Annotated in this window: 16 protein-coding genes; 2 read left to right on the top strand and 14 right to left on the bottom strand. The window is 60.1% G+C overall.

Going from position 1 to position 17832, the window contains the following annotated elements:
* Nucleotides 1-189: 189 nt before the first annotated feature.
* The 13 genes from JIN84_RS06035 to JIN84_RS05975 form a co-directional block, all read right to left on the bottom strand.
* Complete coding sequence (locus tag JIN84_RS06035; RefSeq protein ID WP_200350132.1) at nucleotides 190-1755, bottom strand: thiol-activated cytolysin family protein; 1566 nt, start codon at nucleotides 1753-1755, stop codon at nucleotides 190-192.
* Nucleotides 1756-2167: 412 nt separating this feature from the next.
* Nucleotides 2168-2527 (bottom strand): hypothetical protein, encoded by a 360-nt coding sequence (locus tag JIN84_RS06030; RefSeq protein WP_200350131.1) that lies wholly within the window; start codon nucleotides 2525-2527, stop codon nucleotides 2168-2170.
* A 26-nt stretch (nucleotides 2528-2553) separates the two neighbouring features.
* Nucleotides 2554-3681 carry a collagen-like triple helix repeat-containing protein gene (locus tag JIN84_RS06025; RefSeq protein WP_200350130.1) on the bottom strand — a complete coding sequence of 376 codons (1128 nt, stop codon included), beginning with the start codon at nucleotides 3679-3681 and terminating at the stop codon, nucleotides 2554-2556.
* Between the two features lie 132 nt (nucleotides 3682-3813).
* On the bottom strand, nucleotides 3814-5277 hold the full coding sequence (locus JIN84_RS06020) for a hypothetical protein (protein ID WP_200350129.1): 1464 nt from the start codon (nucleotides 5275-5277) through the stop codon (nucleotides 3814-3816).
* 85 nt (nucleotides 5278-5362) lie between these two features.
* Complete coding sequence (locus tag JIN84_RS06015) at nucleotides 5363-5962, bottom strand: hypothetical protein (protein WP_200350128.1); 600 nt, start codon at nucleotides 5960-5962, stop codon at nucleotides 5363-5365.
* Nucleotides 5959-6288, bottom strand: a complete 330-nt coding sequence (locus tag JIN84_RS06010; RefSeq protein ID WP_200350127.1) for a hypothetical protein — start codon at nucleotides 6286-6288, stop codon at nucleotides 5959-5961. Before JIN84_RS06010 ends, JIN84_RS06015 begins: the two co-directional genes overlap by 4 nt.
* Before the next feature lie 28 nt (nucleotides 6289-6316).
* Nucleotides 6317-8248: a hypothetical protein gene (locus JIN84_RS06005; RefSeq protein ID WP_200350126.1), complete on the bottom strand. Its 1932-nt coding sequence runs from the start codon at nucleotides 8246-8248 to the stop codon at nucleotides 6317-6319.
* A gap of 424 nt (nucleotides 8249-8672) precedes the next feature.
* Entirely contained in the window at nucleotides 8673-9635 is a 963-nt protein-coding gene (locus JIN84_RS06000; RefSeq protein WP_200350125.1) for a metallophosphoesterase, read from the bottom strand.
* 260 nt (nucleotides 9636-9895) lie between these two features.
* The gene (locus JIN84_RS05995; RefSeq protein ID WP_200350124.1) at nucleotides 9896-10456 is read right to left on the bottom strand and encodes a hypothetical protein; all 561 of its coding nucleotides are present in this window, start codon (nucleotides 10454-10456) and stop codon (nucleotides 9896-9898) included.
* A gap of 642 nt (nucleotides 10457-11098) precedes the next feature.
* Nucleotides 11099-11749 carry a hypothetical protein gene (locus tag JIN84_RS05990; protein WP_200350123.1) on the bottom strand — a complete coding sequence of 217 codons (651 nt, stop codon included), beginning with the start codon at nucleotides 11747-11749 and terminating at the stop codon, nucleotides 11099-11101.
* A gap of 10 nt (nucleotides 11750-11759) precedes the next feature.
* Nucleotides 11760-12416: a hypothetical protein gene (locus tag JIN84_RS05985; RefSeq protein ID WP_200350122.1), complete on the bottom strand. Its 657-nt coding sequence runs from the start codon at nucleotides 12414-12416 to the stop codon at nucleotides 11760-11762.
* A 38-nt stretch (nucleotides 12417-12454) separates the two neighbouring features.
* Nucleotides 12455-13042, bottom strand: a complete 588-nt coding sequence (locus JIN84_RS05980; protein ID WP_200350121.1) for a hypothetical protein — start codon at nucleotides 13040-13042, stop codon at nucleotides 12455-12457.
* A gap of 441 nt (nucleotides 13043-13483) precedes the next feature.
* Nucleotides 13484-14329 (bottom strand): hypothetical protein, encoded by an 846-nt coding sequence (locus JIN84_RS05975; RefSeq protein WP_200350120.1) that lies wholly within the window; start codon nucleotides 14327-14329, stop codon nucleotides 13484-13486.
* A 1086-nt stretch (nucleotides 14330-15415) separates the two neighbouring features.
* Between JIN84_RS05975 and JIN84_RS05970 the strand changes: the two genes are divergently transcribed.
* On the top strand, nucleotides 15416-16573 hold the full coding sequence (locus JIN84_RS05970; protein ID WP_200350119.1) for an acyltransferase family protein: 1158 nt from the start codon (nucleotides 15416-15418) through the stop codon (nucleotides 16571-16573).
* Between the two features lie 231 nt (nucleotides 16574-16804).
* Nucleotides 16805-16975, top strand: a complete 171-nt coding sequence (locus tag JIN84_RS05965) for a hypothetical protein (protein ID WP_200350118.1) — start codon at nucleotides 16805-16807, stop codon at nucleotides 16973-16975.
* 508 nt (nucleotides 16976-17483) lie between these two features.
* Here the strand turns inward: JIN84_RS05965 and JIN84_RS05960 are convergent.
* Entirely contained in the window at nucleotides 17484-17807 is a 324-nt protein-coding gene (locus JIN84_RS05960; protein ID WP_200350117.1) for a hypothetical protein, read from the bottom strand.
* Nucleotides 17808-17832: the final 25 nt, after the last annotated feature.

The raw sequence follows: 17832 nt of genomic DNA, 5'->3' as shown, positions 1-17832 counted from the left end.
TGATTTCAATGGATTTTGACGGACAGACGGACGGAGGCGGGGGCATTTCGCAATCTTCGGTTTCAATTTGCCCGTTTCGGAGGAGATTGCTGTCATGCCCGGATCTTCCAACCGGTAACGCAGCCGGCATTCCTCAGGCAGATGGATTTCGCTCCCCCGGGGCCGCAGGGAACCATCTCCATCCGCCCGCTATTCCTTCTTCCGAATGTTGAACCAGATGTAATACTCCGTCTGGTGACCGTTGGCGGCTCCCATCCTGTGGCAGGGATAGTTGTTGATGGTGTCCGTGCTCTGCCCTATCCCCCAGTAATCCGATGGAAGAAACAGACGTGAGGAAGGATCTACGGCGTCGTCATTGTCGTGGGCCACGCCATGGAATTCCACCTTGAGTGGTTCACCGGGCGAAAGTGATACCTCATATTCATTTTCCAAGGAATATCTGCTGGCGTTTCCGTCGCCTCCCGGTCCCTTCGGATCAGTGATGTTTCCGTTGTCGCTGATATCTTTCTTCCGGTTCCATACCTTGTAACGTTTCCCGTTGATGGTTACCCATGTGGACCACTTGTCCTTGCCCGGGGAACCATCGAGATAGACATCAAGCGCCACCAGGCGGACCACCGCGGTGACCGGCGCGCGGGCCTTTCCGGTCTCCACCACATAGTTCGTGGTGAACGATACTTTAGCGAGTTCGTTATCTGAAAGATATCTTGCGGTGTAGCTGATGGGAACTCCGGGACTATTGGCCGAGAACTGGGCTCCGGATTCCAGGAAATCCCTGACTTTCGTAAGATCACCGGAGATCACCTTCATCGCCTGGTCCGAATTTCCGCCGAGCGCCAGTATCCTGATCTCGGAGGAACCCAGCATCTCACGTTGTGCATGAGAGAACTGGAGTTCCTGTTTCGAGGCCACCTGCTTCAGCGCGAGATCAAGTGTGGTCCTCATCTGGTCCTCGTGAACGCTGCTCGAAACCACCACATAAAGCACCCTTCCATACGTAACACTCGAAATGTAACCCAATGAGTCCCCTCTCGTTTGTTCGAGATCTCCGGAGGTCACCCTCCTCGAAAAAACATCCGAGGGCCGGGCCGGAGTGGCGAAGGAAGCCGTGTAGTATTCCTGCGAGAACTTGATGATGAAAGATGATTTCTCCTCCCTCACCTGCTTGCCGAGGCTGGATTTCACCTCGCCTCCCAGCCAACCGGCCGAAATACCGAGGCGTGTGAAACCTTCTTCCAAGCTGTTGGTTTTCAACAACTGGTATGACAATTTCGCCGCTGTCGTTCCGGGCACCACCCGCTTGACCATTGATCGCACCGCCTCATTGACGGACGATGCATCGGGGTTGTCGATCCTGCTGCTGTAGACGGCGGCCTTCGCATCACCTCCCGTCTGATTCTCTTTCTCAAGCAGCGTGATATTCGTAATGGTGACCTCCGAAGGTGCCCGACCGATATTTCCAACCGGCTGGAGGGTGCCGCTCACCAGGCTGGATGTCCGGACCAAGGCTCCCGGATAAAGCACGTCGGCGTTGGGTTGGAAAACCGCGAACGATTCGGCTGTTTTGCTCAGTCGCCGGGAAACGACCGGAGCGACGGATTTCTCATTGTTAGACAGTCCCATGTCGGAAGAAGGAAGGTCGATTTCAGCTTCCGGCTGGACGGAGATTTTTTGCGAGCTTCGGACGAACCCGTCGATCCTCTCGTCGCGATATGACGTATGAACAAAAACGGCAACACCGAGGGAGGTTGCCATGATGACGGGGATTCGAATGATGTTTTTCATTGGGGGCGGCAGGATTCATCATCACCGCTAGCAAAGGTTTCAATCGTGTCAACGGACGCCGGAGATTTCACCTTGTACGCGATCGTGTTGTCATGCCCTACCCGATCGCGTTATGGACCAGGCCCACATCATATGAAAATTTCCATATCCCCCCGGGGATCCGGGGATCGTTCTCCCTCACCCTCCCTCCGCCGCCTCCCATGAGATCCGCGCTTGAACCGGACTCCGGAGCACGGCCGCAGGCTTCAACCATGCAGCATACGGTCCGAAAACCACATTAAACAAACATACATATATTCAAACATATGTCATAATCCGGCGGCCTGATTCAGACTCCGTATTTTCAGTATTCCGCGGCCGAGGCCATGCATGGGAATGATCCTCACTCCTCCCGCCTGTCCGCGGCATCCGGGTTCACGGCGCGGGCGAGGTCGCCGACGGCGGTGGCGAATTTCTCACGGACCTCGCGGTCCTTCTCGCGGGCGGCGATGTTGTCGGCGTGCTCCTCCGCCCACTTCGCCTCCCAGCGTTCGCGGTCCATCTCGCGCAGGCGGCGTTCTTCGGTCCGCTCGGTGTTGAGGTGCTTGATGGCGTAGATGAGACAGCCGATGACGCTGAGCGAGGTGACGCCCTCGAAGCCGGTCTGCAGGGAGGTGGGCACGGCGTCGGCGAAGTAGGTGGCGAAGAACGAGACACCGGCCCCGAGGAAGCCTGCCATGGATTTCAAGAATTCAGGATGCATGATGATGGTGGGTTGAAAGGCCTCGTTCAATCGATCGCCACGTGCTCGGTGGTGCGGTCGGCGCCGCTGCCGTGATACCGAAGGATTCTCCAACCGGGGAGTTCCTCATCGTGGATGAGTCCGGACGTGACGCCCGCCCAGCGCATGGGCGAGGTGCCTTGGGCGACGAACGTGTATTTGTTTCCGGTGCCCGGCATGGTGACGATGGCGAGTTGGCCGGCGCCCGCGACGGTCCCCGCGGATTCCTCATTCCCGGGGACGACAAGTGTCTCGGTGTAGGAAATGCCGGTGACGGATCCCATGCTGACGAGCAGTCCGAAAGCGGAGGAGGATGCCGCCTCGATCCTGCGCCCGATGACGAGCGTCCCGGTGCCGCCCGGCCAGATGTCCGCCAGTCCGGTGACGGCGGCGTGGAGGTTCAGTTCGTTCACCATCTTGGTCCTGACAACGCCCGGGTTGTCTCCACTCTGGACGGCCACCAGATAGGGCCCCAGATCCGGCATTCCCGGGTAGCGCAAATGAACGGTGATGTTTCCACCCGCGACCACCGTCCCGGGAAACGCGGCGTGGATGGTCTGCTTCGCTCCGGCGATCCCATCCTGCGGTGGGGCGTCCAACTGGAGCAGCGGCATGGGTTCGCCGGTCTCCCCTTGCGGGCCTTGGATCCCCTGCGGCCCCTGGACGCCCTGGATTCCCTGCTCGCCCCGCGGACCGGGGGTGAGCTCGACCGCCTCGATGGCGGCCGCGAGCTCCGCATGGGTGGGGCGGTCGGCGATGAGCCGGTGGAAGTGGTGCCAGAGCCACTGGACCTGCATGACGATCCAATCGAAGCTTTTCTCCAGAGAACCCATCGCGATGCGCTGTCCTTCCACATACTCGTGGGTCTGGGTGAGGGGCATCCTGCGGGTGATGGTGAGGGTGTGGGTGGAATCCCAAGGATCCGAGGTGACGATCTTGAAGGGCTTCGTCTCGTTCTCCTGCTCGACCCCGAAGCCCGAGTTCAGGATGAGGGGGATTTCCGCTCCGTCGGATTCGCGCGTCACGATGACCGAGAGATGGCTCTTTTCGAAGAAGGGAAACGGGATGTCGTAGCCGGTCCTGTTGGAGTTGTTTCCGTCGAAGGTGACGGTGGAGATTTCGTTGTGAAGTGACATGGGCGGTGTAGACTTGAAGTGGGGGTTTGTTCCCTTGCGAATGATGTTTTTCCTGCGGGCCCGGATGCGCTGCGGGTGAAATTGATTTGGCGCGCCCCCATCAGGAATGGCGATGCCGCAGCCGGCGACACATCAGGGAATGATGATGGCCGTGATGATGTAGTTCGTGCCGTTGCTGATGGCGACCACCCGCTTCGTACCACCACCGGCCACGGCGGAGCCAACCGCGGGGGACAGGGCATCGGTGAAGATCAGTTCGAGATCGGGATTCGAGGATGCCGACGGACGCGCCGCGAAAGTGGTGGTCCCGCGCCTGAGCCCCCCCGTCATGGCGACCGCGCCGCTGACCTGGAGTTTCCCGGTGCCGGCATCGGTCGCGGAACCGACGAGCACGTTGCCGTTGGCCTTGACGCGCATCGCTTCGGCGGCTGTTCCAACGGAGCTGGTGCTGAAGAACAGATCCCCGGTGTTGTCCGCACCGGCCCGGGTGGCACCAATGGCTCCCCAACTGAAACCACTTCCGCCATTGTCCGATCCACTGAAGGAAATCTGCGCCCCCAAACCGTCCGTCATGTCTCCCGTAGAGCTGATCGCCAATCTCATTGCTCCGAAAATCCCAGTCGTCGAGGTGGTGCTGCGGGTTGATTCCAGAGGAGGGAAAGTCGCAGAGGTGACTGACGTTGTTCCCAGAGTGGATGTGCCGCTGACGGAAACAGACGGAAGTGCCCACTGCCCATCTTTTGATACCTCACCCACCGTCACAGATCCGTTGAGCCAGCGAAACAACGAGCGGGTTGCAATACTGGACAACGTCCCATTGAATGGATCCACAAGGGACGACGTCCGAGCAGCTTCGAATTGCATCAGAGGCGCGGTAAGGGTGTCATTGGCAGCATCAGTGACCGCTTTGAAAATGATGGCGGGAGATGCGGAGGTCGAAAACTGGGCACCTCCGAAAGCTGGCACGAACCTATCGTCGCCGATGGTTCCATTGTAAATGGCGAACGCGTCATTCCCCCCATCCGACACTTTGGCCCTCAACACCGTCTCACGCACACCGGTTTGACTGGGTTTCATAATATCAACAAATCCCGTCGTCCCGGGCGTGATGTTGAGATTCGTCGCGGCCGGGGTCGTGATCCCGCCTGCCAGGCTTGAAGCGCCGCTGACACCCAAAGTCGCGCTGGCCACCGCGCCGGACAACCACGCGTCCTTGAAACGAAGCCCGGTGGTCCCGAGATCGTAGGCGTTGTTGGACGATGGCGTGACGTGGCTGGCGATCCTTCCGGTAAAGGTGATCGTGTTCGCCGAGGAAGCTCCCAGCGTGGTGTTTCCACCCGCCGCGAGCGTGGTAAAGCTGCCGGTGCCGCCGGATATCGGAGTGTTGAGGATGCCCGCCCAAGTCGGGGACTGGCCGCCGCCCAGCCCGAGCGCCGTGCGGAAAGCGGATGCGGTGACGCCTTCTCCGGAGGTCCCGGCCTTGCCGGAATCCGCGGCGGCGCGCACCGCGGCTTCGTTCGCGAGTTGCGTGTCGGTGGCGTAGCGTTGCGCGGAACAGGCGACCGTGCCCAGCAGGAGTAATGATAGCGTTTTCATAAGTGGAATGACCGGAAAGGCGGGGCCGGGAAACGTTGGGACGGGAGAATGAAAAGAAGTCACGCCTCCCGCCCCGCCATCCCCGTCAGATGGGAGTGTCGATGAGAATGAGTGTGAATCCGGTGGTGTTGAGCCCCTTGAGAATCCCCGACAAGGTCTGGTCGAACGCGGGCCACTGTCCGGTCGGGATCGTCATGCAGCCTTCCGAAGAGGTGCCGTTGTTTCCACCGCGATGCAGGTTGATGCCGAAGCAACCGGTCTCGGTCCGGGCGACGCCGCCATCCTCGCGGATGCGCTCGACGGTCACCGGACTGTCCCCCTGGCCGTATGCCATGTAGCCGGACGGGCTGTTCATCTTGTGCTTGAGCCTGCGGTAGCGGTAGATGCCGGGCCTGAGGCGGGCCATGTATTTTCCGGCTCCGGGGTTCCAGCCGTAGCGGCTCGGATCGGTGTTCGCGTTCCAACTGGAGAACCCCTGTGCCGAAACGATGAACGCCGCGTCGTCATACATGCCCACGTCGTTGCCGGGTCCGCCCATGGTCTTGTCATAATAGGCCCGGCTCATGAGCACGAAGGTTTCCGGCAGCGGGGTTCCTCGGCGTTCGTTGTCCCACGCGGCTTGCGCGCGGGAAATGACGAGGTCGAGCGAGGCGCGCGGCCTGGCGGGAGGAATGGGGGCGCTCATGGTTGCTGGGTGGGGGTGTTGTAGGTGACGGTGCCGTCTTCGTTGAGGTGGTAGATTTCCGGATCCGGCGCGACGAGCCCCTCCGACTGCGGCGCGATCCCGAGGGTGGCGCGCCGCGCGTCCATCTGCTGCAGCGCGGCGAGCGCGATGCCGTAGCACTGGACATCGACGGCCGCCCGCCCGCCCAGCGCGTCGAAGACGGCCTGGGGATCCCCGCCATCCGTCAAGAAGGCATGGCAGGAGGAGATCTGGTTGCGGAGATAGGCGGCGACGTTGTCGGCGGCATCGCTGATGGCGACGGCTCTTTTAAGGGATGGTGTGATCATGGTGGACGTGGTCTTTCTTCATGGAAAATCAGCCGATTCTCACGGCCCGCAGATGGCTTCCGGCCTTGGCGGTCAGCGGCGCGGCGTCGCTGGTATGCTGGGCGAACTGCATTTTCACGACGGCGCTGCCGGAGGTGACCTTCAGGATGCAGTGGTGTTCGCTCACCCCCGGCTGTCCGTTCACCCCGCCGTTCGTCTGGCGCATGTCGCCGAAGGCGGCGATGCTCGTCAGGCTGTAAGGGGTGGTCTGGATGCTCGTGCTGTTGTGATAAGTGTTGAATCCGAAGAGGGTTCCCGTGCCGACGATGCTGATGTTCACCTTGATGCCCATGGCGGAATTCGCGGGTGAGGCCATGGTGATGCCGCTGAGCTGATAGATCCCCGCCGGCAGGGTCAGCCCGAGACCCGTGATGTCCGAAAGCGTGGTGTTCGCCGCCGTGGTCTGGTCGCTGGCGAGTTCCGCATAGGCACCCCGCAGGAGATCGCGGGAAATCGCGCTCGCGCCGGTCGCCGCGGCCTGGGTGGCGGAGAGCTCGGTCTGCCCGCCCGCCGCGATGGTCCCCGTGGTGGTGATGCTTCCGGCGGACAAGGCCCCGCTCCCGATGCTGACCGCTCCGCCTGCGGAAATGACCAGACGGTCGCCCTGTCCCGTTTCCGTGATTTTGAAACCACTTCCCTGCAGCGAGCATTTCCACTGCTTGTTGCTGGAAGCGGTGTTGGTGAGCGTGACCTCCGGAGTGCTGCCGGACACCTCGACGAGCGTCGTCGGGACCGCGGTGCCGACACCCACGAAGCCGCCGTTCCGCTGCAGGGTGAGATAACTCGTCGTCCTGGTGCCGTTGGAGGTTCCCTGGAGGTGGATGCTGCCGTTCGCCACGGTGCCGCCATGCATCTGGGGAACAACCACGCTGCCCGCGAACCATCCATCCTTGTAACAAAACGACGACGCTCCGAGATCCAGCGTATTGTTGCCATTCGGAATCAGGCTGCTCGCGAACCTTCCGCTGACCGTGATGGTGTCCGTGGTCGCGTCACCGAGGACCGTGTTCCCGGTGACGGTGAGGTTCGTGACACTCGCGGGGCTCCCCTGCCATACGAAGTTTCCGTCGGATGCCGCCGCGTCGAACTCCGCCTTCGTCCCTCCCAGCGCGGCGGCGGACAGGTTGGTGAGGCCCGCCCCATTCCCCGTGAATGACAGCGCGGAACACGCCCCATCCTTTTTGACAAAAAACAGGCCTTCGAACTCGTTGGAATAAACGATGGCGAAAAGATCCTCCCCGGGTTCCTGGCTTGAGGAGTGGAGGTGGAGCATCGTCCCGGAGTCTTCGGAAAAAGCGATGTTCACCGCGCCGCCGAGCGACGTCCCGCTTCCTTCCCGGACCGTGAGCGTCCCGAAGCTGTTCGGCTCGTCCCAGGTGTTCGGGATGTCCGTGCGGGCGACACCCGCCAGCGCGACAAGCGTCGCGTCGTTGATCGGCTTGTCCGCGTCGCTGGTGTTGTCCACATTTCCCAACCCCACCTGCGCCTTGGTCACGGCGTGGGGGTTGGTGGTGTTCAAGGCATGGGTGGCGAGCGCCGCGGCGTAGGTGCCGAGACGGTTCCACACGCCCTGCACCTGCGGGACGATCCAGTCCAGGCTGGCCTCCAGCGTCTTCATCCGGATGCGCTGGCCCTCCGCATAGACGAACGGCTGCTCCAGCGGGACCGACCGCGTGATGGCCACCTTGTGCGAGCTGTCCCAGGCCTCGGTGGTTTTCACCGTGCCTCCGCCCGGGTTCCCCTCCCCGCCCACCGTGTAGCCGGTCGTGGGAGCAAGCACCGTCACCACGCCCTTGGCGCTCGTCACCGTGACCACCAGGTGCTCCTTTTTGGCAAAAGCGAACCCGACGATGTAGGGGGTGATGGTGGAGTTGTTCCCATCATAAGTGACGATGGAGGGTGGCAGGACGCTGACTGACATGAGGGGACGGGAGGTGTGGGATCAGGTTGAAACTGGTGACTGCGGCGCGATGGAAACGGCGACGCCCGGCCATTCGGACCGCAGGTGGAACGCGGTGGGGAAGCCTTGGGTTCCACTGGCTGGTTGTTCGGAAAAACCCGCTTCGCGTCTCCCGCGTTCCGGCGGCTTTTTTACCGGATCCGCCGTCGTCCGTAAACGAAAATGATTTGACGTGCTCCCTATTTTGAAAAAATCCCATTCAAAGGAGATTCATCTAACACAACCTATGGAAATGTTGGATTCACACTTCTAACAATACACTCCGGCATCCGCACCCGCACTATCCCACAGAAAAAATATACTATATAAAACTGATCACCAAATCATTACAAACCGATCACCTCCCCACTTCTCCACCGTTGGTTGTGTTGAACGCGCCACCTCCTCACCCGTGCCGCACGTAATGCGCCGGGTCCAGTTCGCGCTCGCCGCGCCACCGGTAGGCGATGAGAGGGCCGCCCTTCGCCGCGGAATGGTCCAGACACGCGACATTGTGGCGTTCCGGATGAAGCAGGGAATCAGAAGGCTTCGAGTAATGCCCGAAAAACACCGGCGGAGCCGCCAGGGGGTAGCTCGGGATGCCGGCGATGGCGTCGTCGGAAACCGGGTGGTCGGGGATGTCCGCGTTCGCCGGAAAAACCAGGCTGCCGCACGGCATTCCCTTCTCCGGAAACAACCACCAGCAAACCCGGAAACGCCCCCGCTGGATGCCCGCGCCATCTAGGAAAAACACCCCTTCCGGCAACCCCGCGAGCAATCCCTTCAGCAGGATCTCCACCGCATTCCCCTCCGGCGTCCGCTCGTCGCTGGCCGCGAGGAAAAAATCCACGTCCGCCAGATCCCGGCCCGTCAGCAGCGCGATCGATTCCTCGTGCCACGTCGCATGCACCGCGCGGATGCCTCCGAGGTCCAGCCACAGCGGCAGCTTTTTCAACCACGGCATCCAGACCGACATCCACTCGCCGGCGGGATCCCGGTGATCCGGGAAATCCGCCAGGGTTCCCGCGTGCATCCTCCTGTTCCTGCTGCCGTGGTGGCGGAGCCAGCGGCCGTCCGGCCCCTTGCTGTGGTAATAGACCGCGTTCAACTCGTGGTTCCCCATCAGGCACAACGCATGTCCGGCATCCATCATCGCCTTCACCGCCCGCAGGGTGGCGCGCACGCCACCGGGCAGGACATGGCCCTCCTTCGGATCGATCAGATCGCCGAGAAACAACGCCACACGGCCCGCCGGAGGCTTGAAGCCCGCTCCCTCCCTCTCATAGCCCATCCGCTGCAGCAGCCCGGCCAACTTGTCGAAACGTCCGTGGATGTCTCCGATGATGTCGTAATGGACCGGTTCCCGCATGCGTCCCTATCATGATCCAAAACATCGTATTTGGGAAATCCGGAGTATGCCGATTTGAAAAAAGATCGTCCGCATCTCCACCCCCGCCAACCGACTCCATCCTTTTCCGCCTCCGGACGCGCCCCCTCGGAAAGGAACGCACCGGGCTCGATTGATAAACTTATCTGCGGCGGCGGAGCATCGCTACCATTCCGTAGAGGATCGCGAGCGCGACCGCTCCGGGTTCCGGTATCACTCCGATGGTGGCCGTGCCGCTGGCGCTAACGACTCGCCGTGAGCACCGCCGGGCGGATGCCGGATTTCTCCAGCTCCAGGATGGCCAGCACCGCATCCGGCGAAACATCGCAGCGCAGCGAACGACCGCCGTGGAAAAGCAGGGCTTCGCCACACCCCTCGCCCAGCAGGACCTCCCAAGAACCCGATCCATCCGTCCAACGGAAATAACGGTTCGCATGGAACACCCCGCAGGGCTTCTCCCCACCCCACCGCCGGTAGGAAGAGCGGTCGGTCAGCAATGCGGCGATCTCCCCCACCGCGCCGTTCTTCGCCGTGGCGAATTCGAACGCGTGTCCGTGTATAATCCTCCTCGGCTTGAACAACACCTCGAAGCAAAGCCGCACCCCGTCCCACGTCGGATGGGAAAGCCCCTCATAGGCCGCCGCCGGAGCCATGCGTGGCGGCACCATGGAATCCAGCGATGCGAAATCCTCCGACGTCCGGAGATTCCCCCCGTCGAAGATGCCGGCCAACGGCCGCGCGCGCCAGCCGATGACGCCCAACATCACCGCCAGGACAACGCAGGTCTTGCCACACCGGTTCATACGTGGATTGACATTTGACGGATAACCTCGCCGAAGAAAAGCACGGATTCAACCGGAAACATTCACATCCGCACGAGAACTTCCGGCAATCGCAGTGGAAGCCGCCGCGTGGTTGAACGGGTAGCGGCGTCCTCAGATCAAACGCGGTGTCGTCAGATCCTCCAGCCCCCCGAAAGGGATCAAAGCCAGCCCACGACGCGGGCCCTGGCTTCCATACGCATATCAGAAACCCTACACATATCAGAAACCCTACACATATCAGAAACCCTACACATATCAGAAACCCTACACATATCAGGAACCCTACACATATCAGGAACCGACGCGTTTCAGGAACCGACGCGTTTCAGGAACCAACGCATTTCAGGAACCCTACACATATCAGAAACCGACGCATTTCAGGAACCACACCCTTGAGAAACCGACCCATGTCAAAAACCGATGCATGGATTTTGTGATCATCCGTCATTCTTCAGCACCAAAGGTGCGGAATGCGAAAGCCCAGGGAAAGCGCAGCGCAACCCTGGGGCATGCCATGACCATTGCCAGGAGTCCTGAAGGGACGACATCCATGGCGCATCGATCCTCCCTTATAATGTCCATTCAGGAAACCACCGCCACCATGGCATCTTCATTCCGACATCATGGCATGACGATTTCCAGCGGCGATTTCCGGTCCTCCGCGACCGTGATCTCCGCCTCGTCGTATCGATCCCCGCCATCCCCTGAAGTCGCATGGACCCCGAGCCGGTAAACTCCGGGTCGCACGTTTTCAAATTTGAAAAGCCCGTCACCCAGCGAGCCATCGACATAGACCCAGTCATTGTTCTTCCCCGACAAAGCGATCATCCGGATCGTCTTTCCCTGGGCGGGCACGTCCGCAGGCCATGTAATTTTTCCGGTACACACCACTCCTCCCGATTTCGCATCAGGTATCACTTGGGAAATGTCGAGAACCTGGCCGGGTGTCAATGTGGTCGTCAGGAATTTGCCATAGCCGGATCTCATGAACACCGACAGATACAAAGGAACCCCCTCCGGGACGTTTTCCATCGAGAATTTCCCATCACCGTCGAACATGGCCACCCTTTTCGCCACATGGGCTTCGCCCAAGGCTTTCATATGATCGAGCCTGGACCCTTCCCCGGGGCCAATGATCCCGACCGACACCCCTCCCACGGCCATCCGCGTCTCGCCATCGACGACCTGCCGGATGGTCCCCTTGATCACACCGGCGCATGCCGGGCCTTGGATAACCAGCAGATGGAGCATCGGAATCAATATCCTTTTCATATGACCGGATTCATTTACCCGCCGGATCGCCGGGTGAAGTCTCTTTCAATTTTTTCAACACCTCCGCCGACGCCTTGCGGATGGGATAGACCCGTTTGCCGGTTCTCGGACCAATACATCCGTCGGCGGAAAAATTGATATCGTCCAGGCCGAGGGCCGCCAGATCCGGCTCCAGTCCGGGCAGGATGCTCTTTTGCCCAAGGATCGCGTCCAGGGCGCGCAAGCGCAAAGGGAGCGGGTTCGCGCTGTTCCTGGCATAAGCCATCATTCCCACCTGGTCGATCGGGACACCCAGCACACCTGCTGCAAAATATAGCAGCTCCCTTCCGTCCATATTCTGGCGAAATGCAACCGCCGCATGGGATTCGAGGACTTTCCGCCTTTTCTCCCGCGCGGCATCGACCTCCTCCGGAGAGAGATTCGGGTAAACAAACACGGCAAGCCCGATCAGTACCCCCTTGTTATGGACATCCAGCGTTTCCGTCTTCCCTACCAGCAGGTCCAGCAGTCTCGCCACATGCCGCACCACCTCATCATCGTCGGGGGATCTGCGCTCCGCCATATCCGCCACCTCTCTCAATTCCTTCATGGTGAATCGATCCGCCTCCTGTGCAAGGCACACGGGATTCATCATTCCACAAGCAATCAAAACGAGGATCCGGTTCATCTGGAGTGCTCCGATGAAAACAGGTTGCTCACCCACCGTCAACGCCGCCCGGAGCCGGCCCGGGTTTCCCTCCCGAACAACGCCCATGCCACCCCGGCGAACATCACCGCCAACAGGGAAACCAACGGCACCCACTGCATCGGTCCCTCCCGCGCCTTCACGGGTGTCTGCTTCACCGGGGTAGTAGCCTTCCGTTTGTCCAGGAGAGCCTTCGCCTTGCGGTCGATCACGAACCGGCTGAGATCCACATCGTCCGGGATTTGGTCGCTCCGGTTCGCCTCCATGAAAAGCGTGAGACTCTCCGGTCCGGAAGGTCCGGTCTGATCCTCCCGGACGTCCAAGCCCTCGATTCCGAATGGAGGCGAATACTTCACCAGGTGGCGGAAACGCTCCACGTTGGAAACCCCTTCCAGATGCCTCATGGCCCTGACGAAAAGATTCCGGGCCACGTCCGAGTTCTCCACTTTTTTTGAATAAGTCGGTTTTAGCAAATTCCTTGAAATGGCGATGTGTACCGCCGATTTGAAAGTGGTGGTTCCTTTTCCCCCTTCCAACAATGGACGGACATCGGCCGCGATCGATTCGAGATCGAAAAGATCCGGAGCGGTCTTCCATGAGTCGCCCATGCTTGCTCCGTAAGAGATTCTGGCAGAACCGTCACTCCGGAACTCCACACTCCAACCGCCGCCGGACGGTTGACCCAGTTCGATCCGCTTTATTTCTCCAGGCGGTTCCTCGGCGGCCACCTTCCGGACGGCGTCATCCGGAGATGCGTGCTCATGCCGGGAACTATATCCGCCCGTCTGCTCCGGCGGGGAATGACCGTCTTCTTGCGCGGAACAAGCGAAACTCATCATTCCGTAAAATACAACGATCGCCAAGCGGTTCATGTCCGCGTGTTTCTGTGATGTGGTCATGAAGATGTCAACTCCGCCTCGCGCGGGTTATGACATGCCTTCCATCCGCCTCCTGTGCCGGTTACACGGGATTCATCATTCCACAAGCAATCAAAACGAGGATCCGGTTCATCTGGAGTGCCACGATGAAAACAGGTTGCGCCTCCACCGTCAACGCCGCCCGGAGCCGGCCTGGATTTCCTTCCCGAACAACGCCCAAGCCACCCCGGCGAACATCACAGCCAACAGGGATACCAACGGCACCCGCTGCATCGGTCCCTCCCGCGCCTTCACCGTAGGCTGCTTCACCGGGGTAGTAGCCTTCCGTTTGTCCAGGAGAGCCTTCGCCCTGCGGTCGATCACGAACCGGCTGAGATCCACATCGTCCGGGATCTGGTCGCTCCGGTTCGCCTCCATGAAAAGCGTGAGACTCTCCGGTCCGGAAGGTCCGGTCTGATCCTCCCGGACGTCCAAGCCCTCGATTCCGAATGCAGGCGAATACTTCATCAGCTGACGGAAACGCTCCACGTTGGAAACTCCTTCCAGACGCCTCATGGCCCTGACGAAAAGGTTCCGGGTTACGTCCCCGTCCCTCACCTTTTCGGCAGTTTCCATTTCCCTCAGATTCCTTGAAATCAGGACGAATGTCGCCGATCTGAGATCGGGGAGTCCCTCCGCTTCTTTCACCAACGGGAGCAATTCGGCTTCAATCAGGTTGAGGTCGAAAAGATCCGGGGCGGTCGTCCACGAGTCGCCCATGCTTGATCCGTAATAGATCTTCGCCGAACCGTCATTGCGGAACACCACGCTCCAACCGCTGTCGAACGGTTGCTGGACACGAATCTCCTTTATTTCCCCAAGGGATTCTTCCGCAACAGCCTTCTGGACGCCCTCGCCCGGAGATCCGTGCGCCGACGGGGAACGACCCGCCTCCTCCGGCAAGAGCCGACCATCCTCCTTCGCGGAACACGCGAGACTCATCATTCCGTAGAAAACAAGGATCGCCAAGCGGTTCATGTCCCGTGTTCTGTGATCCGGCCACCAGTCTGTCAACTCCGCTTCGCGCGGGATCCGCTGAACTTCATTTTTACGGAGGGCACGAACAAGACACGTCCCGCATCCACCCGATGTGATGATGGAAAATCCTCAGCATTTTTCAGACCGAAGCCATTCCTCGAAATATGATTTTTGCATTGCCACCGTCGCAGGCATCACATCGGGACCCTCGCTGAATATGTCAACCAGATCGTTCCGATCCACCCGTCTCCCCATCGACATACGGTATGCCTTCAATCCCGCACCCATGTCCCGGCACATGCCCGAAGGGTGGACATTCAGGCTCGCACCGTAGCAGAACGGAATGAGGTTTTCCTCCTCCAACCGCAGCCGGACAAGGCGGAAAGCCTCGAAATAATCAGTCGCGCTCTCCTCCAACACACCATCCCGGTAACGGAAGGACAAATGGCACAATCCGTCCCCGGTCCGACAGACAACGGTCGCGCGTTCGTTTTCATCGCCGCCGATCAGATATAGAATGCATTCGTCCATTTTCCGCGCGCCATGCTGGTGCGGGGCATGACGGATGAGAAGAAATATTCTCCAAAAAGCGGAATCCTTGGATGAAACCGGGACATCGGAATCCTGAGCCAGGCTCGCAGCCTCCCCCGGCGCATGCCATACCGTGTCAGCCTCGGTAAAAATTGATACTGGTTTGTTAGATTTCCACTGATGAATATAAATGGGATTGTCAGGTGGCGCGCCGATCCTCTATCTTTCCTGGATCCGCCGCCGGAAACGAATGCCGATCCCACCCCGGCACTGCCGTCGAACTCCGATTAGCACGTGTTTCCGAAAAATTATGTTAGAATCGTGAATACAAAGCTTGCCATGAGCCCGCCGTCCTAACAAAAAGACTCCGGTCTTCCGGCGTCCGCGGTTTCCCCGCCCGCCGGCATCACCCTCATCCCCCGCGCCCGCTGTTTCCCCCACCCGCTGGCAATCCCCCATCCCGACGGTAGTCCGCGATTCGCCCCCATATCGCGTACACCCGCCCTCCCCTCCCGCCAGCGGCCCTTCCCTGCCGCAGGTGTCCCCCCTGCCCCGATGTCTTCCATACCCCCTCAAAACACCTCCCCACGTTTTTACATCCCTTCCCTCGACGGCATCCGGGGAATCGCCATCCTGCTGGTGTTCTTCTCACACGCGGGCCTCGACCGGATCATCCCCGGCGGACTCGGTGTGACGATCTTCTTCTTCCTCAGCGGCTACCTCATCACCACCCTGCTCCGGCGGGAGCTGGAGGGCACCGGCCATATCGACTTCAAGCAATTCTACATCCGCCGCATGCTGCGGATCTGGCCTGCGTTCTACTTCGTCCTCATCGCCGGCGCGGCCCTCACCGTCTTCGGGTTCCTGCCCGGCGTCATCCAGCCGACGCCGCTGCTCAGCCAGATATTACATTTCGGAAACTATTATGCCATCTTCCATGGCAACGCCGGCACCAGCATCGGCACCGGCATCTATTGGTCGCTCGCGGTGGAGGAACACTTCTATCTCGTGTTCCCCTTCGTCTATTACCTCGTCGTGAAGGTCGGGGTCAAGGCGCGCGGCCAGATGCTCATCCTCATGTTCATGTGCGTGGCCTTCCTCGCATGGAGATATGTCCTCGTCGTGGAGATGGACATGGACGACCACCGCAGCTACTACGCGTCCGACACCCGGGTCGATTCCATCCTCTACGGCAGCATGCTGGCGATCCTGGGAAACCCCGTGATGGACCGTGTGAGGTTCTCCGACCGTGTCTGGAAACTGTTTCTTGTGCCGGCGAGCCTCGCCCTGATCGCCTTCACGCTGCTTTACCGTTCCCCGGATTTCCGTGAAACGGTGCGCTACTCGCTGCAGGGAATCGCGCTCTATCCGTTGTTCACCGCGGCGATCCGCCACCCGGACTGGCTGCCATTCCGGATCCTGAACACCCGCGTCGTCAGATTCTTCGGCTGGATCTCCTATCCGCTGTATCTCGTCCACTTCACGGTGCTGAGGGCGTTCCTCACCAGCAGCTTCCACCCCGTCGTCGAGGGAGCACTGTCCTTCGTGGTCTCCATCATCCTCGCCTACGCCATCTACCGCCTCATCGAGCAGCCCATCGCGAAGCTCCGGAAGAAGCACTCGCACCCCGGTCCTTCCCAGCCGTCCGGTCGCCCGGAAGTGATTCTCGCCGGGCCCGCCGTTCCCCGGCTCGGAAGCGATCCGGCCTCCTGAGCGGCACTCCGGATATTTCTTATCACTGGATTGAAAGCCCCAGCGGGCGGGCGTTTCCCCAGGATACAGCTCCCTGCCCTGGCCGATGTGGGTGATGATCCAAGTCTGCCTGACCTGATTTCGCGGAAACCTCCCACAAGCGGTCAAGGAAGCGTCGACAAGGCGTTTGAAAACTCCGGGATTCCGCTCCTTGGGTTTTCCCAGAAGTCCGGCCCGACCATCCGGGAGCCGATGGAAGTCGTTCACGAATTCCACATCCAGCGATTCCCCTTTGTAGCCGAGGGATTCCAGCCGCTTGGTATAGGAGTTCCTGTCACCGGAGAGCGCGAGGATTTCCCGCTTGAAGTCATCATACAGATCCGGCCGCTGGTGCTGGATGGAGTGCCCGAGCTCGTGGCCTAGCAGGTAGGCGGTGCCGGCTCGCGAGTCGGCGTCGATGACGATGGTGTTGGGGTCGCTTGGGGAGACAAATGCCTCAAATGCTAGTGGGTGTTTTCCCGTGGATTTGATGAACTGGATGCGTTTTCCGAAGATTTCAAAGAATCCTCTTTCAACGTTTCTTCCTGCGTCACTATTCTCCCTCGGATCACCTTCGATTGCCAGCCTTCCAGCACCAACAGCCCCTGATTCTCCAGTATTCTTGAAGTGTTCAAGCTCTGCGGTTCGGAGGGCGTTTCGTCCCCACTCCGGAAGCTCATTTGCGGGAATGCTGGTGAATCGGGTTCCGAAGACATTGCCCGGTGAATCTGCCGACTTCCCTCCAAAAAGTCCATCTGAAACGGACCGTTCGACGACCGGCCCGACGGCGGATTCCGCCTGCTCTGGCAACACAGCAGCGTCCGCCGGTGTACGACTTTTAGCATGGCCCGCCACCCCTGCCAGTCTTGAGGGCGGGGTGGAAACCGATCATTTATTCCTTTGAAAATTTCTTGTCCAAATGGGCGAGACTGTCTGGTTCGTCGGCGTAACAGCTGCTGTCATCAATGATCCACAGGGCACCCGCCGCCTTCGCTTCCGCCTTTCTTTTCTCCTCTTTTTGTTCCGCCTCGTCAAAAAAAGCACGGTCTTCATCCGTGAGATTACCACTTTCGAGCCGAGCCCACCTCTCCATGAGGGCAATAACCTTTGGATTCTCATCAGCCTTTCGGCATCTTTCCTCAAATTCTTCGAGGCTGGTACCGTTGTTCGCCAGCAGTCTGGCCAGATCTGGAGTGATGTTAAGGTCTGAGCTCATTGAGGTAGGCGGTTGCACCCTGAGG

The sequence above is a fragment of the Luteolibacter yonseiensis genome (genome assembly GCF_016595465.1).
Classification (GTDB): domain Bacteria; phylum Verrucomicrobiota; class Verrucomicrobiia; order Verrucomicrobiales; family Akkermansiaceae; genus Luteolibacter; species Luteolibacter yonseiensis.
The sequence above is the reverse complement of the archived record's forward strand: the minus strand, read 5'-3'. Positions and strand labels throughout refer to the sequence as shown.

Bases quoted from the DNA above. Each gene is read 5' to 3' on its own strand.
- JIN84_RS06035 (WP_200350132.1), bottom strand. From the start codon at position 1,755: ATGGCAACCTCCCTCGGTGTTGCCGTTTTTGTTCATACGTCATATCGC.
- JIN84_RS06030 (WP_200350131.1), bottom strand. From the start codon at position 2,527: ATGCATCCTGAATTCTTGAAATCCATGGCAGGCTTCCTCGGGGCCGGT.
- JIN84_RS06025 (WP_200350130.1), bottom strand. From the start codon at position 3,681: ATGTCACTTCACAACGAAATCTCCACCGTCACCTTCGACGGAAACAAC.
- JIN84_RS06020 (WP_200350129.1), bottom strand. From the start codon at position 5,277: ATGAAAACGCTATCATTACTCCTGCTGGGCACGGTCGCCTGTTCCGCG.
- JIN84_RS06015 (WP_200350128.1), bottom strand. From the start codon at position 5,962: ATGAGCGCCCCCATTCCTCCCGCCAGGCCGCGCGCCTCGCTCGACCTC.
- JIN84_RS06010 (WP_200350127.1), bottom strand. From the start codon at position 6,288: ATGATCACACCATCCCTTAAAAGAGCCGTCGCCATCAGCGATGCCGCC.
- JIN84_RS06005 (WP_200350126.1), bottom strand. From the start codon at position 8,248: ATGTCAGTCAGCGTCCTGCCACCCTCCATCGTCACTTATGATGGGAAC.
- JIN84_RS06000 (WP_200350125.1), bottom strand. From the start codon at position 9,635: ATGCGGGAACCGGTCCATTACGACATCATCGGAGACATCCACGGACGT.
- JIN84_RS05995 (WP_200350124.1), bottom strand. From the start codon at position 10,456: ATGAACCGGTGTGGCAAGACCTGCGTTGTCCTGGCGGTGATGTTGGGC.
- JIN84_RS05990 (WP_200350123.1), bottom strand. From the start codon at position 11,749: ATGAAAAGGATATTGATTCCGATGCTCCATCTGCTGGTTATCCAAGGC.
- JIN84_RS05985 (WP_200350122.1), bottom strand. From the start codon at position 12,416: ATGAACCGGATCCTCGTTTTGATTGCTTGTGGAATGATGAATCCCGTG.
- JIN84_RS05980 (WP_200350121.1), bottom strand. From the start codon at position 13,042: ATGGGCGACTCATGGAAGACCGCTCCGGATCTTTTCGATCTCGAATCG.
- JIN84_RS05975 (WP_200350120.1), bottom strand. From the start codon at position 14,329: ATGAACCGCTTGGCGATCCTTGTTTTCTACGGAATGATGAGTCTCGCG.
- JIN84_RS05970 (WP_200350119.1), top strand. From the start codon at position 15,416: ATGTCTTCCATACCCCCTCAAAACACCTCCCCACGTTTTTACATCCCT.
- JIN84_RS05965 (WP_200350118.1), top strand. From the start codon at position 16,805: ATGGAAGTCGTTCACGAATTCCACATCCAGCGATTCCCCTTTGTAGCC.
- JIN84_RS05960 (WP_200350117.1), bottom strand. From the start codon at position 17,807: ATGAGCTCAGACCTTAACATCACTCCAGATCTGGCCAGACTGCTGGCG.